The organism is Streptomyces sp. NPDC088147 (assembly GCF_044741565.1).
Lineage (GTDB): Bacteria > Actinomycetota > Actinomycetes > Streptomycetales > Streptomycetaceae > Streptomyces.
In genome coordinates, this window is the sequence record NZ_JBIUSY010000002.1 from 776,978 (window position 1) to 790,377 (window position 13,400).

At 71.5% G+C, this 13,400-nt stretch carries 12 protein-coding genes; 6 read left to right on the forward strand and 6 right to left on the reverse strand.

Going from position 1 to position 13,400, the window contains the following annotated elements:
- Nucleotides 1-156: 156 nt before the first annotated feature.
- Together ACIOGX_RS08695 and ACIOGX_RS08700 are read right to left on the reverse strand one after the other, a co-directional pair.
- On the reverse strand, nucleotides 157-777 hold the full coding sequence (locus tag ACIOGX_RS08695; RefSeq protein ID WP_401911419.1) for a GNAT family N-acetyltransferase: 621 nt from the start codon (nucleotides 775-777) through the stop codon (nucleotides 157-159).
- On the reverse strand, nucleotides 774-2,813 hold the full coding sequence (locus ACIOGX_RS08700) for an SMI1/KNR4 family protein (protein WP_401911422.1): 2,040 nt from the start codon (nucleotides 2,811-2,813) through the stop codon (nucleotides 774-776). Before ACIOGX_RS08700 ends, ACIOGX_RS08695 begins: the two co-directional genes overlap by 4 nt.
- A gap of 160 nt (nucleotides 2,814-2,973) precedes the next feature.
- On the opposite strand from ACIOGX_RS08700, the gene ACIOGX_RS08705 reads away from it, so the two are divergent.
- Nucleotides 2,974-4,041, forward strand: coding sequence for an NAD(P)/FAD-dependent oxidoreductase (locus ACIOGX_RS08705; RefSeq protein ID WP_401911425.1), 1,068 nt, complete (start codon nucleotides 2,974-2,976; stop codon nucleotides 4,039-4,041).
- A 49-nt stretch (nucleotides 4,042-4,090) separates the two neighbouring features.
- Here the strand turns inward: ACIOGX_RS08705 and ACIOGX_RS08710 are convergent, their stop codons facing one another.
- From ACIOGX_RS08710 to nac, 4 genes are all read right to left on the reverse strand, one after another.
- Nucleotides 4,091-5,119 carry an L-idonate 5-dehydrogenase gene (locus ACIOGX_RS08710; protein WP_401911428.1) on the reverse strand — a complete coding sequence of 343 codons (1,029 nt, stop codon included), beginning with the start codon at nucleotides 5,117-5,119 and terminating at the stop codon, nucleotides 4,091-4,093.
- Nucleotides 5,120-5,147: 28 nt separating this feature from the next.
- A complete protein-coding gene (locus ACIOGX_RS08715; protein WP_383966252.1) occupies nucleotides 5,148-5,918 on the reverse strand; it encodes an SDR family oxidoreductase in 771 nt (256 codons plus the stop codon).
- Nucleotides 5,915-6,985 (reverse strand): 2-hydroxyacid dehydrogenase, encoded by a 1,071-nt coding sequence (locus ACIOGX_RS08720; protein ID WP_401911431.1) that lies wholly within the window; start codon nucleotides 6,983-6,985, stop codon nucleotides 5,915-5,917. The genes ACIOGX_RS08715 and ACIOGX_RS08720 overlap by 4 nt, the downstream gene beginning before the upstream one ends.
- A 115-nt stretch (nucleotides 6,986-7,100) precedes the next feature.
- The gene (gene nac / locus ACIOGX_RS08725; RefSeq protein WP_401911434.1) at nucleotides 7,101-8,150 is read right to left on the reverse strand and encodes a nitrogen assimilation transcriptional regulator NAC; all 1,050 of its coding nucleotides are present in this window, start codon (nucleotides 8,148-8,150) and stop codon (nucleotides 7,101-7,103) included.
- 384 nt (nucleotides 8,151-8,534) lie between these two features.
- On the opposite strand from nac, the gene ACIOGX_RS08730 reads away from it, so the two are divergent.
- The 5 genes from ACIOGX_RS08730 (at nucleotide 8,535) to ACIOGX_RS08750 (ending at nucleotide 13,400) form a co-directional block, all read left to right on the forward strand.
- Entirely contained in the window at nucleotides 8,535-9,317 is a 783-nt protein-coding gene (locus ACIOGX_RS08730; protein WP_401911437.1) for a LamB/YcsF family protein, read from the forward strand.
- A 49-nt stretch (nucleotides 9,318-9,366) separates the two neighbouring features.
- Nucleotides 9,367-10,119, forward strand: a complete 753-nt coding sequence (locus ACIOGX_RS08735) for an allophanate hydrolase subunit 1 (protein WP_401911440.1) — start codon at nucleotides 9,367-9,369, stop codon at nucleotides 10,117-10,119.
- Nucleotides 10,112-11,098, forward strand: a complete 987-nt coding sequence (locus ACIOGX_RS08740) for a biotin-dependent carboxyltransferase family protein (protein WP_401911443.1) — start codon at nucleotides 10,112-10,114, stop codon at nucleotides 11,096-11,098. Before ACIOGX_RS08735 ends, ACIOGX_RS08740 begins: the two co-directional genes overlap by 8 nt.
- 105 nt (nucleotides 11,099-11,203) lie before the next feature.
- Nucleotides 11,204-12,535, forward strand: a complete 1,332-nt coding sequence (locus ACIOGX_RS08745; protein ID WP_383966233.1) for an MFS transporter — start codon at nucleotides 11,204-11,206, stop codon at nucleotides 12,533-12,535.
- A 121-nt stretch (nucleotides 12,536-12,656) separates the two neighbouring features.
- A complete protein-coding gene (locus tag ACIOGX_RS08750) occupies nucleotides 12,657-13,400 on the forward strand; it encodes an SDR family oxidoreductase (RefSeq protein WP_356507064.1) in 744 nt (247 codons plus the stop codon).

The window sequence follows — 13,400 nt, forward strand, 5'->3', positions numbered from 1 at the left end:
GGATTCGGATTCGGGTTCGGGGGCGGGTCCGGGGGCGGGTGCGCGTCCGAACCCCCACCCGAATCGGAGTCCGTCCGAGTCCGGCGTTGTGCCCCGCCCGGCTTCACTCCCCGCCTCTGGGGAGCAGCCGGGCGGGGCATCGTCGGTCGTCAGCGGTCAGTGGTCAGCGCAAAGCCCCGACCACCGCACCTCGCCGTCGTGCCGTTCACCGGTCGGCGCCAGCCCAACAGCCTTGGCGACGGCGGCAGATGCTCCATGGTCCGGATGGATATGGGCGACAAGGCTTCGGACGCCCTGCCCCTTCAGCCACCGTACGAGCCCTCGCGCCGCTTCGGTGGCGATACCGCGCCCTTGCCAGGCCGTCCCCACGACCCACGCGAGCTCGGCGGTACGACCGTCACCGTCCGGGCCGATGGTGGCCTGTACATAACCGGCCAGCACATAACCGGCCAGCACATGACCGGTCGGCCCATGACCGGCCGACGAGCCCGCGCACGACTCCGCCGAGCGCTGACCTTCCTCCTGTGCCTCCTCCCGGATGCCGATCATCCAGGTGCCCCAGACGACCTCCGGGTCGGGTGAACCCGCCGCCTGACGGGCGTAACGCGTGCGCAACTCCTCGGCCGTCGGCGGAGTTCCGCCGGTATGGGCGTACAGCGCCGGGTCGGCGAGCACGGCGGCCATCTCCTCGGCGTACGCGACACGGAGCGGCAGCAGCGTCAGCCGCTCCGTGTCGATGACCGTGGCACCGACGACTGCCGTACTGATCGAGGTCATGACGGCGCGACCGCGTGCAGCCGTCCGTGGCGGATCGCGAAGCGCGGCAGGGAGACGCCGAACACCTCCGCGATGGCGTCGAGACTCTCGTACTCGTCATCGGGATCCAGGGCCCAACTGCCCTCAGCACCACGGTTCGAGGAGTCGTCCGAGTCGTCGGGCGCGCCCTCGTCCCAGCCGGGCCCCGCGTCCGGGAAGAGATGCCCGGGGTCGAGCGCGTCGGGAACCGCCCCCCACTCCTCGATCTCGCCGTCGCGCACGGTGAATCCGTACACGCGCTCGCCGTCCTCCGCGTAGGAGAAGTGGAAGATGCCGGGGAACGCCGCGGACCGGCCACCGCGCTCGCACCACACCGTCACCGACTCCGTGCCCCGCGACAGCGCCTCACTCGTCGGCGGTTCCACACCGTTCCGCCCGCTCTCGAAGGCGAAGCTCCAGCGCCCCGCGTCCGTTCCCCGGCCTTCACCCCCGTCCCCATTTCCGCTCGCGTCCCCGCTCGCGCCCCCGCCTCCGGCTCCGTCGCCGCACGAACCGATGCGTATCGCCTGTCCTGCCTCCGACGCGTCGCACGGCGCCAGCAGCGGCCCCCGCCCGATCCGTTCGGCCAGCTCCTGTGGCGCGACACCATGGACGAGGACGAAGCGGTAGGCGTCCGGTGCCGAAGGCCCGGTGTCCTCGGCGAGCCAGCCGAGCCCGTCCGCCCTCACCCGGGCGGCCTCCCGCTCTCCGCCGCCGCCCGCCGTGCCCCGGCCGCCACCGGCACCGCCACGGGGAGTCTCCAGGAGGTACCGTCCGCGCTCCGGGGTGATCACCGGCCCGAGGAGCGGATCGGCGAGCAGTCCGACGGGAGCTATGTGGTCCTCGCCGTACGGCTCCCAGCCGGTCACGGCCGCCGCCACCGTGCGCCACGCGCCGTCCGTATCGCCCCACCGCGCCTGTTCGCGCGCCGAGGCGACCGCGTCGCCGAAGGATCCGGGAGCCTCGTACCGGAACGTACGCTCATCGATCTCCCGCAGCAGGGCCAGCGCCTGCTTCCGGTCGTCCCCGTCGTGATCCGGCCCGTCGGAGGACCGGAGGAATTCCGCCTCGTCATGTCCCGCCCGGCCCGCCTGATCCGTCCGGTCCGCCCCGTCCGCCAGGCCCGCTCGGCCCGTCCGCAGATGCTCCAGCGCGGCCAGCGGCAGAAGCTCGCGCGCGTACAACGGATCGTCCAGCCGCCCGACGCCACAGGAAGCCGGCGATGCGCCGACCCCGAACCCGCCCCCGCCCCCGAGCCTGGCCCCGCCCCCGCCCCCGCCGTTCAGCATCGCCTCCAGCTGGACCCGCAGCCCACGGGCACGGGGCCGGCCGCACTCGTCCGCCTCGGTGAGCAGTTCGAGCGCGCCGTCGATGTCCTCGCCGTCCCGGCACGCCAGCCGGGCCTCCTCGACATCGGCGTCGAGCTCGCGCGTCGTCTCGTTCGCGAACCCCGGCGTGTCCGCGTGCGCGCGGTGGAACTCCCGGAACAGGGCCTGCATGAGTTCCATGAACGACCCGTGACGCTCGGGCCGTTCGCCGCCCGCCCCGCCCCGGTGGAGATACGCGGCCCACTCCCCGTTGGCATCCGGATCGCCGGGGTCCAGCAGGACCTCGACCCCGTCCGGGGCGGCGGACAACCGCAGCGCCCTGCCCCACATACCGGCCCTCAGCACCTCCTCCTCGGAGGCGTGTTCGTCCAACGCGCCCTCGTGGAGCGCCTGAAGGCCGTCCGGATCCCCGTACCAGTGCACGCCCTCCGCCGCGCCCACCCGGCCGACAGCCGTCCCCGCGGCCTGCCACCCGTCGGTGGTCGCCAGGAACGAGCGATAGGTGGGCGGCAGCGTCACCCCCAACCGCTCCTCCAGCTCGCCGATCCGGTCCTCCCCGGCGGCCGGGAACCCCAGCCACCGGTCCCGGAGGACCGTCTCGGCCACGTCCCCACGCCCCCGCGCGCCGGGTGAGTCGAGCCAGTCCGCACTCCACCGCTCAAGGAAAGGACGCCAGTTGTAGGTCTTCATGGGGTCATGGTGCCAGCGCGCACTGACAACGGACACTCGCCTCCGTCCGGACACACCTCCGGCACAGGGACCCCGTCCCTCTTTGCTGAATCGGCAAGGCGGTTTGTCAAACGGTGCGGTGTGGGCGGACGCTCTCCAGTGAACGGAGGCAATAGTGCGCATGAGTCATCAGACAAGGCATAACGACATCGTCACCCCCCGGGCCGGGGAGCGCCGCCATGACGTCGTGGTCGTGGGCGGGGGAGCCGCCGGGCTGAGCGGGGCGCTGGCCCTGGCGCGGGCGCGGCGGTCGGTACTGGTGATCGACGGGGGTCGGCCGCGCAACGCCCCGGCGTCCCATGTCCACAACTTCCTGACGCGTGACGGCACGCCCCCTTCGGAGCTGCTGGCCGCGGGCCGCGCGGAGGTGACCGGTTACGGCGGCGAGATCATCACGGGTGACGCCGTGGCGGCCGAGCGCCTGGAGACCGGCGGCTTCCGTGTCGCGCTGGCGGACGGGACGGCCGTCCTGGCGCGGCGGCTGCTGGTGACCACCGGCCTGGTCGACGAACTGCCGCCGGTGCCGGGCGTGGCCGAACGGTGGGGACGCGAGGTGCTGCACTGCCCGTACTGCCACGGCTGGGAGGTACGCGACCAGCCGGTCGGCATCCTCGCCACCGGTCCGTTCGCCGCCCACCAGGCACTGATGTGGCGGCAGTGGAGCGGTGAGGTGACGTTGTTCCTGCACACCGGGCCCGAGCCGGACGAGGAGGAGTACGAGCAGCTCGCCGCCCGCGACATCGCGATGGTGGACGGCGAGGTGACCGGCCTGGAGGTGACGGACGACCGGCTCACCGGCGTCACTCTGGCCGGCGGACGGACGATCCCCACCCGGGCCCTGGTGGTCGCACCGCGCTTCACCGCCCGCGTGGACCTCCTCGCGGGCCTGGGCCTGACCCCTGTCCCGCAGGAGAGGGCCGGCGAGGTGATCGGTTCGTACATCGCCTCCGACCCGGTCGGCGCGACGGCCGTGCCCGGGGTGTGGGTGGCGGGCAACGCCACGGATCTGATGGAGCAGGTCGTGGGTGCCGCCGCCGCGGGTGTACGCGCCGCCGCGGCGATCAACGGCGACCTGACGGCGGAGGACACCCGCCGGGCCGTCGCCGCCCGCCGCGACCCGTTCTCCCCGCGGCGGGAAAGGGAGGCGGCGGAGCACCGCATGCGCGCCGGCTCCCGGCCCGGCCTCTGACCCGGGGGCGCCTCAAGAACGGCCGGGTCAGCGGCCCCGAGCCCCTTCGTCAGGTGCCGGTCAGATCCAGGAGGACCTTGGAGGCGACGGCCCGGTCGTGGGCGAGGTCGAAGGCGGCGCGGGCCTCGGTGAGCGGAAAGGTGTGCGTCACGACCGCGTCGACGGGCAGGCCCCGGGCCAGCAGACCGATCGCCTCGTCGAACTCGGCGCCGAAGCGGAAGGCGCCCCGGAGCTCCAGTTCGCGGGTGACGGCGATGTTGCCCAGCAGGGGCACCTCGCCGGGGGGCAGCAGGCCGAGGAGTACGACGGTGCCCCCGCGGCGCACCCGTTCGACGCAGGCGCGCAGACCCGCGGGCGCTCCGGACGCCTCGACGGCGATGTCGAACGGGTCCGCCCAGGCGCCGTCGTCGGGATCGCCCACCCGTAGCGTCGCGGTGGCTCCGGACGCGGCGGCGATGCGCAGGGGGGTGTCGAGGAGGTCGCTCACGACGACCTCGGCCGCGCCCATGTGGCGCAGAACGGCGGTGACCAGGCAGCCGATCGGGCCCGCCCCGGTGACCAGGACGCGTGTGCCCGTCACGTCACCGGCCCGGTGCACGGCGTGCAGGGCCACCGAGAGGGGTTCGGCCAGGACGGCACGGCGCAGAGCGAGTTCCGGCGGCAACGGGCGGAGCTGTGCCGCGGGGACGGTGACGCGCTGGGCGAAGCCGCCCTGGACGTGGGGCGTACGGGCGGCGCTGCCGAGGTAGCGGGTGCCGGCGCAGATGTTGCGGCGGTCCGCCGCGCACTCGGGGCAGTCGCCGCACGGTGTGGCGGGGTGGACGGCCACCGGGGTTCCGACGGCGGGCCCCGCGCCGTCGGACCCCAGGGCGGCGACGTGGCCGACGACCTCATGTCCGAGCACCATCGGCTCCCGGACGGTGAAGTCGCCCACCCTGCCGTGGCGGTAGTAGTGCAGATCCGATCCGCAGATTCCGCCGAGGGCGACGGCGACGGTCGCCTGGCCGGGGCCGGGCGGGGCGGGGGAGCGGTCTTCGACCCGGAGGTCTCCTGCCGCGTGGACGACGCAGGCTCGCATGGTGGAGTTCCTTCCGTAGCGGCGTCCGTTACAGGACGGAGAGCATGCCGCCGTCGACGTAGAGCACCTGCCCGTTGACGAAGTCGGATGCGGGGGAGGACAGAAAGACGAGGGCGCCCACGAGGTCTTCGACGGCGCCCCAGCGGCCCGCCGGTGTACGTGCGCGGACCCAGGCGCTGAACTCCTCGTCGGCCACCAGAGCCGAGGTCAGTTCGGTGGCGAAGTAGCCGGGGCCGATGCCGTTGACCTGGATGCCCAGCGGGCCCAGGTCGGCGCACATTCCCTTGGTGAGCATCTTCAGGCCGCCCTTGGTGGCGGAGTAGGCGGCGATACCGGGCCGGACCACTTCGCTCTGGAGCGAGCAGATGTTGATGATCTTGCCGTGGCGTCGGGGCGCCATCCGCCGCGCGACCTCGCGTCCCACCAGGAAGGCGCTGGTGAGGTTGGTGTCGAGGAGACGGTGCCAGTCGTCGTCGGTGAACTCCAGGATGGAGGCGCGCTGCTGGACCCCGGTGTTGTTCACCAGGATGTCGATCGGGCCGCACTCCTCCTCGATGTGAGCGACGGCGGCGGCGACGGCCGCCGAGTCCGTCACGTCGAAGGCGGCGGTCCGTACGCGGTCCCCGAAGGAGGCCGCGAGTTCCGTGGCGGTCGCTTGGAGGGCCGTGGTGTTCCGTCCGTTGAGGACGACCGTACAGCCGGCCTCCAGCAGGCCCTTGGCCAGCGCCTTGCCGATGCCCCTGCTGGAGCCGGTGACCAGGGCTGTCCTGCCGGTGATGTCGAACAGCGGATGACTCATGAGCGCGCTCCGGCGGTGCCCGTTGTGCCGGTGGGAGTGGGAGTGGGAGTGGGGGAGCTGGTGTGGGTGCTGGTGGGGGTGTCGGCGGTGGTGCCCGGCACCGCCGGGCCGCCGGGGAGAGGGGTCCGGGCGGGGCGTCCGGCGAGTACGTCGAGGATGTTGTCGACCGCCGTGTCGACCATGGTGGCCCGCGTGGCCTCGGTGGCCGACCCGATGTGGGGCAGCGCGACGACATGCGGCTCCGTCACGAGCGGCGACAACTCCGTTCCCATCGGCTCGCGTTCGAAGACATCGAGCCCGGCGGAGTGCAACCGTCCCTCCCGGACGGCGTGGAGCAGGGCCTCCTCGTCGACGACACCGCCGCGCGAGGTGCTGACGAGTGTGGCCGTGGGCTTCATCGCGGCCAGTTCGCGGGCCGAGATCAGGTGCCGCGTCTCCTCGGTGAGCGGCACGTGCAGCGACACGATGTCGGACTCGGCCAGCAGCGTGGCCAGCCCCACCGAGGCCGACAGGTCGTCATCGGGGGCGTAGGGGTCGTGGTGGAGCACGCGCATACCGAACCCGTGGGCCCGGCGGGCCACGGCGCGGCCGATCTGTCCGTAGCCGATCAGGCCGAGGGTGGCCGCGTGAACGTCCAGGCCGAGATAGTCGTGCATCCGGAACAGCTCCCAGGAGCCGTTCGCGAGGCTCGCTCCGGCGGCGCCGAGCCGACGGCGGGCGGCCAGGATCAGGGCGAAGGTGAGGTCGGCGGTCGTCTCCGCGAGCACGCGGGGGGTGTGGGTGACGACGATGCCGCGCTCGGCGGCGGCGGCCCGGTCGACGTTGTCGAACCCCATGCTCGCCAGCGCGATGACACGCAGCGAGGGACCCGCCGCGTCCATCAGCGCACCGTCCACCGGGTCGTTCCCCAGCGCCAGAACGCCACTCGCCCCGGAGGCGAGCGCGGCGAGGTCCCCGGGTCCCGGCTTCCCGGCCCCGGGCCAGGCCACCACGTCCGCCGCCTCGGACAAGCGCTCCAGGCCGCGGCCGGGCAGGATTTCACGGGTGGTCAGGACACGCTTTTTCATCCATGCCTCCACTGACGAGGTCTCCAGTGACGAACCGAGCGTTGTCCACCGGCGACTGGTTCCGAGAAAGCTAGCCGGGGTGGTCACCGGAAACAAATAGCGGATTCGTCTGACGCTATTGGCGATTCTTATTCCCGCCGGGGGCAGGATTCCCGCCGGGGGCCGGATTGCTGCCGGAGGGCGGATTCCCGCCGAGGCCCGGATTCCCGCCGAGGCTCCCGCCGGGGGCCGGATTCTCGCCGGGGTCCCGGTTTTCCCCGGGGGACCCGTCGAAGGTGGTGATCAGTTCGAGGAACAGATCGTGCACCGCCAGGGCGGGTTCCGAGAGCGGCTGATTGTCCGAGGTGACCAGTGACAGCTTGACCTGGATGACGGGATCCACGATGCGGCGCACGGACAGGGAGCGGACATCGAGGATGGCGCGCGCCGCCGACCAGGGCAGGACCGTGGCGCCGAGGCCCGCGTCCACGGCGTTGACGAGCGTCAGCGCGGATTCGACCTCGCCCACCACGTTCAGCTGGAGCGACGCCTGATGGAAGGCGGCGTCCACGACCTGCCGGATCGTATGGATACGGCTGGGGAGCAGCAGGGGCACGCTCGTGAGTTCCGCCAGGTTGACCTCGCCCTGGCCCGACGGGGCCGTGTCGCCGGGTGCGCCGATCAGGAACAGGTCCTCCGTACGTACGGGCTCGAACTGCACACCCCGCAGCGGCCCGGCCCCGTAGATGAACGCCATGTCCATCCGGCCCGTCATGATCGCTTCGCTGATCACGCCGCCGAAGTTCTCGTTGATGTGCAGCAGGATGTCCGGGTAGCGCTCGCGCACGCTCTTGAGCAGCGGCAACGCGAGCGCCGCGCCCAGGCTGTACGGCGCGAGCCCCACCGACACGCTGCCGGCGGGGGCCCGGCCGGAGACCCCGACGGCGGCGTGCGCGAGGTCCACCTGGCGGAGGATCAACTGGGCGTGCCGGTACAGTGCCCGGCCCGCCTCCGTCGGGGCGACCCCACGTTTGCTGCGGATCAGCAGTTGCTGCCCGAACTGCGCCTCCAGCGCCGACAGTTGCTGGCTGAGCGCGGGCTGTGCGATGTGCAGGATGTCGGCCGCCCGCGTGATGCTCCCCGCGTCGATGATCTTGATGAACGAGTACAGACGCCTGGTGTCCATGCGCGGCCTTCCCTGGGGAGCGGAGCCTCATCGTAGGGAGGGGCGACTCCGATGCACAGCCCTGGCGGGGCCCGGCTGTGAGGTGGGTCATAACCGTTTGTGATAACGCCAGATCGAATGCATATTGGCGGTCACGCGAGCAGCGGATTAAGTTGTGCGGAACATCCACCCGGAACCGCCCGACCGAGTCGAAGTGAGTCGGTGCCGAGGGATTCCGCCCGCTCGCGATCACTTTTTACGTCCGGGAAACGCGGACCCTTTTCGGGATATCACGACGACGTGATGGCATCCCCCTATCACGACAACATGATCACTTTCCGCTTCACGTGATCATTTTTTTCTTCAGGTGTCTCCCCTTCCCCGCATTCCCTCCCGGAGGACGTCATGACTCCCATGGTTGATCTCGTCGCCGATCTCGGTGAGGGATTCGGCGCCTACACGATGGGCGACGACGAAGCCCTTCTGGAGACGCTGACGTCCGCCAATGTGGCCTGCGGGTTCCATGCCGGTGATCCGCGCATCATGGACGCCACCGTCCGGCGCTGCGTGGAGAAGCGGGTGGCCGTGGGGGCCCATCCGAGCTTTCCCGACCTGGTCGGCTTCGGCCGCCGCGCGATGGACCTCACGCCCGAGGAGGTCCGTACGGACGTGCTGTACCAGATCGGTGCCCTCCAGGCGTTCGCCGTCGCGCACGGCACCCGGGTGCGCCATGTCGCCCCGCACGGGCGTCTGGGCAATCTGGTCGCCGTCCGGCCCGACTACGCCCGTGCCGTCGTGGAAGCCGTCGCCTCCCTGGACGCGTCCCTGATCGTCCTCGCGCAGGACGGCGAGCTGGCCGACGCCGCCCGCGCCCGCGGACTGCGCGTGGGCATCGTCGGCATCGCCGACCGCGCGTACCGCGCCGACGGGACGCTCGTCCCCCGCTCCGAGCCGGGAGCCGTGATCCACGACCTGGACGAGGTCTCCCGGCGGACGCTCCGGATGGTCACCGAAGGCGTCATCCGCAGCGTCGACGGCACGGACGTCCCGGTCACCTGCGACACCGTGCTGCTGCACGGAGACAGCCCCGGAGCCATCGCGCTGGCCGGCCGCGTCCGTGAAGGACTCCTCGCCGCCGGAGTCACGATCACCTCACTCGACGCTGTGCTGAGCCGTAAGGGCGTCTGACATGAACAGCCGAGCAGGCCAGGCAGGCCAAGTGACCGGAGCAAGCCAAGTGAGCCCAGCGAGCGAGGCAGAAGCAGACGGGGCGAGCGAAGCGGGCGGAGTGACGATCACGGACTGCGGCGACTCCGCCCTGGTCGCCAAGGCCGTGGGCCTGGAGGCCGAGGACAGCTGGCGGCTCGTCCACGCCCTGGCCGACGCCCTCGACGCCGTCCGGCTCACCGGCGTCCGCGAGGTGGTGCCCACCTACGACGCCCTGCTCGTGGAGTTCGACTGCGCCGACACCGACCACGACACCGTCAGGCGGGTCCTGTCGCACGAAGCGGCCCGCCTCGGGCCGCACCCCGCGAGGACGGCGCCGCCCCGGCGCTTCGTCGTCCCCGTCGTCTACGGCGGCGAGTACGGGCCCGATCTGCCGGAGGTGGCCGCCCAGCTCGGCCTGGCCGAGAGCGAGGTCGTCGCCCTTCACTCCGGGTCCGATCTCACCGTGCGCTGCCTCGGTGCGCCCGCGGGCGCACCGATGATGGACGGGCCGCCCTTCCCGGCGCCGGTGCCGCGGCTCGCGTCGCCCCGCGTCCGTGTCGATCCCGGCTCGGTCGCCGTCGCCGGACGGCAGGCGGTGATCTGTCCCATGCCCTCGCCCGGCGGCTGGCCGCTCCTCGGCCGGACCCCCGTGCGCGTCCTCGACCCGCACCACGACCCGATCACCGCCTACCGGCCCGGCGACACCTTCCGCTTCGTCCCCATCACGCCCGACGAGTGGGACGGCCACGCCGATACGCCCCTGGCGGCATGTCATGGCTGACACCCTCACGATCAGGACCGCGGGCATCGTCACCGTGCAGGATCTCGGCCGCGTCGGCCGCTCCCGTTACGGTCTGCCCGCCAACGGAGCCGCCGACCAGCACTCGGCGCGCGTCGCCAACGTCCTGTGCGACAACGACGAGCGCGCCCCGCTGCTGGAGATCACCGCTCTCGACTTCGCGTGCGTTCCCTCCAGCGACATCCTCGTCGCCGTGACCGGCGCCCCCGCCGACGTGACCGTCGGAGGAGGGGTCCGCCCGCAGTGGGAACCGGTTCCCGTACGCGCCGGAGAGACCATCCGTATCACCGGCATCCGGCGGGGGCTGCGCGTCTATCTCGCCGTACTCGGTTCGTTCGAAGCGGACTACCTTCAGGGCAGCTGCGCACCCGACACCATTCTGGGCTTCGGCCCCGCCCTGCGAAACGGCGACGAACTCGTACTGCGCACTGTCTGCCCGCCCCTCGACCACCCGTTCTCGCGGATCCCGCTGTTCCGTCTGCACGCTCCCGTCCCCCCGTTCCCCACCACGTGGACCATCGACGTCACCGACGGCCCCGACCGGGCCGAGTTCGGGGCCACGGGGGCCCGGCTGTTCGACGCCCCCTTCACCGTCAGTCCGCGCAGCAATCACATCGGCCTGCGGCTGCGGGGCGAGGTGCCCCGCCGCGTCACCCAGGGCGAGGTGCTCTCCCGCGGCGTGCCCATCGGCGCCGTCGAAGTACCGGCGGGGGACGAACTCCTCGTGCTGCACCGGGGCCGCGGTGTCACGGCCGGCTACCCCGTCCTCGCCGTCGTCACCGCCACCGGTCTGTCCGACCTGGGGCAGGTACGCCCCGGGCAGACCATCCGCTTCCGCCACCGCACCCTCAACGAGGCGGTCCTCGCGCACCGCGCGCGACGCACCGCCATCGACGCCCTGAGAACCCGGGTCCGCACGGCCTTCGCCACCCTGCGCATTCGCGCTCCCGTCGGCAGCTGAGTTCTGAGTACCAAGTTCCCCGAGCTCGCTCAGCAGCCCCCTTCGCCCGCCCGCACGGAGCCGAACGATCCCTCATCCCCAGCCTGCTCGCCAGACAGGAGAGCCATGAGCACCGTGGCCGCTCAACCGGTACCCGACCCCGCCCACTCGGTACCCAGCACCGTCGACCCCAGGACAGCCCGAAAGGTCACCCTCGCCGGGTGCGTCGGGATCTTCGCCGAGCTCTACGACAACGGCATCTTCGGCTTCATGGCCGGAACACTCGCCGCCGTCTTCTTCCCCGGCTCGGAAAACGCCATCCAGCTCGTCTTCCTCGGCTATGCCGTGTCCTTCTTCTTCCGCCCCCTCGGCGGCGTCATCTGCGGCCACCTCGGCGACCGCATCGGACGTCAGCGGATGCTCGTCTTCGTCATCCTGCTCATCAGCGTCGCCACCGCGGCCATCGGTGTCCTGCCCACCTACGCGAGCATCGGCATCGCGGCGCCCGTCCTGCTGATCCTGCTGCGCGTCGCGCAGGGCTTCTCCGTCGGCGGTGAGGCCGCGGGCGCCATGAGCTTCCTCGCCGAGCACGCCCCGGAGGGCAAGCGGGGCCTCTACACCAGCTACGCGCAGATCGCGTCGTTCCTCTCCCTGCTCACCGGCACACTGGTCGCCGCCGCCCTGACCAGCGGACTCGGCGCCGAACGCATGGAGTCCTGGGGCTGGCGCATACCGTTCCTGCTCGCCGTCCCGCTCGGCGTCGCGGGCATCTACATCCGCAAGCGCATCAGTGACACACCGAACTTCACACGCCTGAAGGAAGAGGGCGGCCTGTCCAAGAACCCCCTCAAGGAAGCGTTCACCTCCGCCGAGCACCGCCGCGCCATGCTGCTGGCCCTGTTCATCCCCCTGATGAACGGCTCCGGGTACTACGTCCTGTTCGGCTACATGCCCACCTTCATGAGCAGCGAGCTGGACTTCGGCAAGGTACAGGGGCTCCTCGTCACCGCCTCCAGCCTGGTCGCGATCTGTATCGCCATCCCGTACATGGGCCGCCTCTCCGACCGGGTCGGACGCAAGAAGGTCATCGCCGGCGCCGCGATCGCCATGGCCGTCGTCGGCGTTCCCAGTTACCTCCTGATCGGCACCGGCAACGTGGCGCTCGCCGTCCTCGGCGCCTGTGTCATGGCCGTCGTGTTCGCCGGGCACACCGGCGTCATCCACATCCTGCTCGTCGAGCTCTTCCCCACCCGGGTGCGCTATTCCGCGTACGGCCTGGGCTACAACGTCTCCTCCGCGCTCTTCGGCGGCACGGCGCCCCTGCTGATGACCTACCTCATCGACCGCACGGACAACGTCAACATGCCGGCCTTCTACGCCGTCGTCACCGCCCTCGGCACGCTCATCGCCGTGTCCCGGGTGCGGGACCGTGCCCACCTCCCCCTGCGCGACGCCTGACATCCGGACAACGCCTGACATCCGGACGCCGCCCGACATCCAACATCCGGATGGCGCCTGACGGCAGACAGCGCCTGACGGACATCCGCACCCGCACACCCCCATCAAGGAGCACATCAGCATGCCCATCTCCGACTACAGGACGGCCCTCGTCACCGGAGCGTCGACCGGCATCGGGGCCGTGGTCGTCGAGCGACTCGCCAAGCGCGGCCTGGAGGTCCATGCCCTGGCCCGCAACGTCGAACGGCTCGACGCCCTCGCCCTCGCCACCGGCTGCATACCGCACGCCGTCGACATCACCGACACCGAGGCGCTCACATCCCTGCTGGACGGCCTGGAGATCGACGTCCTCGTCAACAACGCGGGAGTCTCGCGCACCGGCAACATCCTGACCGCCGACGAGTTCGCCGTCGACGAGCAGATCGCCGTCAACATCCAGGCGGTCCTGCACCTGGTGCGCCTGCTCATGCCCGGCATGGCCGAGCGCGACCTCGGCCACATCGTCAACATCAGCTCCATCGCCGGCGTCTACAACTTCGGCGGCAACACCATCTACCACGCCACCAAGTCCGCCGTGCACACGCTCTCCCGCCAGCTGCGGGTCGACGGCTACGGCCGCAGGATCCGTGTCACCGAGATCTGCCCGGGGCGCGTGGAGACGGAGATCTTCGGCCGGCTGCTCGGCGACATGGAGGAGGCCCAGCGGCAGTTCTACGACGGCTACGAGTCCCTCAAGCCCGAGGACATCGCGGACGCCATCGAGTTCGCCGTCGACTCGCCCCGGCACGTCAACATCGGCCACGTCGAGATCCTGCCCACCTTCCAGGTCCCCGGCGGACTGAACTTCGAACGCCGGGAGGGCTGA

What these genes read in the sequence shown, in the direction of transcription:
- ACIOGX_RS08745 (WP_383966233.1), top strand. Translation starts at nt 11,204, where the DNA reads ATGAGCACCGTGGCCGCTCAACCGGTACCCGACCCCGCCCACTCGGTA.
- ACIOGX_RS08730 (WP_401911437.1), top strand. Translation starts at nt 8,535, where the DNA reads ATGACTCCCATGGTTGATCTCGTCGCCGATCTCGGTGAGGGATTCGGC.
- ACIOGX_RS08710 (WP_401911428.1), bottom strand. Translation starts at nt 5,119, where the DNA reads ATGCGAGCCTGCGTCGTCCACGCGGCAGGAGACCTCCGGGTCGAAGAC.
- ACIOGX_RS08715 (WP_383966252.1), bottom strand. Translation starts at nt 5,918, where the DNA reads ATGAGTCATCCGCTGTTCGACATCACCGGCAGGACAGCCCTGGTCACC.
- nac (WP_401911434.1), bottom strand. Translation starts at nt 8,150, where the DNA reads ATGGACACCAGGCGTCTGTACTCGTTCATCAAGATCATCGACGCGGGG.
- ACIOGX_RS08740 (WP_401911443.1), top strand. Translation starts at nt 10,112, where the DNA reads ATGGCTGACACCCTCACGATCAGGACCGCGGGCATCGTCACCGTGCAG.
- ACIOGX_RS08750 (WP_356507064.1), top strand. Translation starts at nt 12,657, where the DNA reads ATGCCCATCTCCGACTACAGGACGGCCCTCGTCACCGGAGCGTCGACC.
- ACIOGX_RS08705 (WP_401911425.1), top strand. Translation starts at nt 2,974, where the DNA reads ATGAGTCATCAGACAAGGCATAACGACATCGTCACCCCCCGGGCCGGG.
- ACIOGX_RS08720 (WP_401911431.1), bottom strand. Translation starts at nt 6,985, where the DNA reads ATGAAAAAGCGTGTCCTGACCACCCGTGAAATCCTGCCCGGCCGCGGC.
- ACIOGX_RS08695 (WP_401911419.1), bottom strand. Translation starts at nt 777, where the DNA reads ATGACCTCGATCAGTACGGCAGTCGTCGGTGCCACGGTCATCGACACG.
- ACIOGX_RS08700 (WP_401911422.1), bottom strand. Translation starts at nt 2,813, where the DNA reads ATGAAGACCTACAACTGGCGTCCTTTCCTTGAGCGGTGGAGTGCGGAC.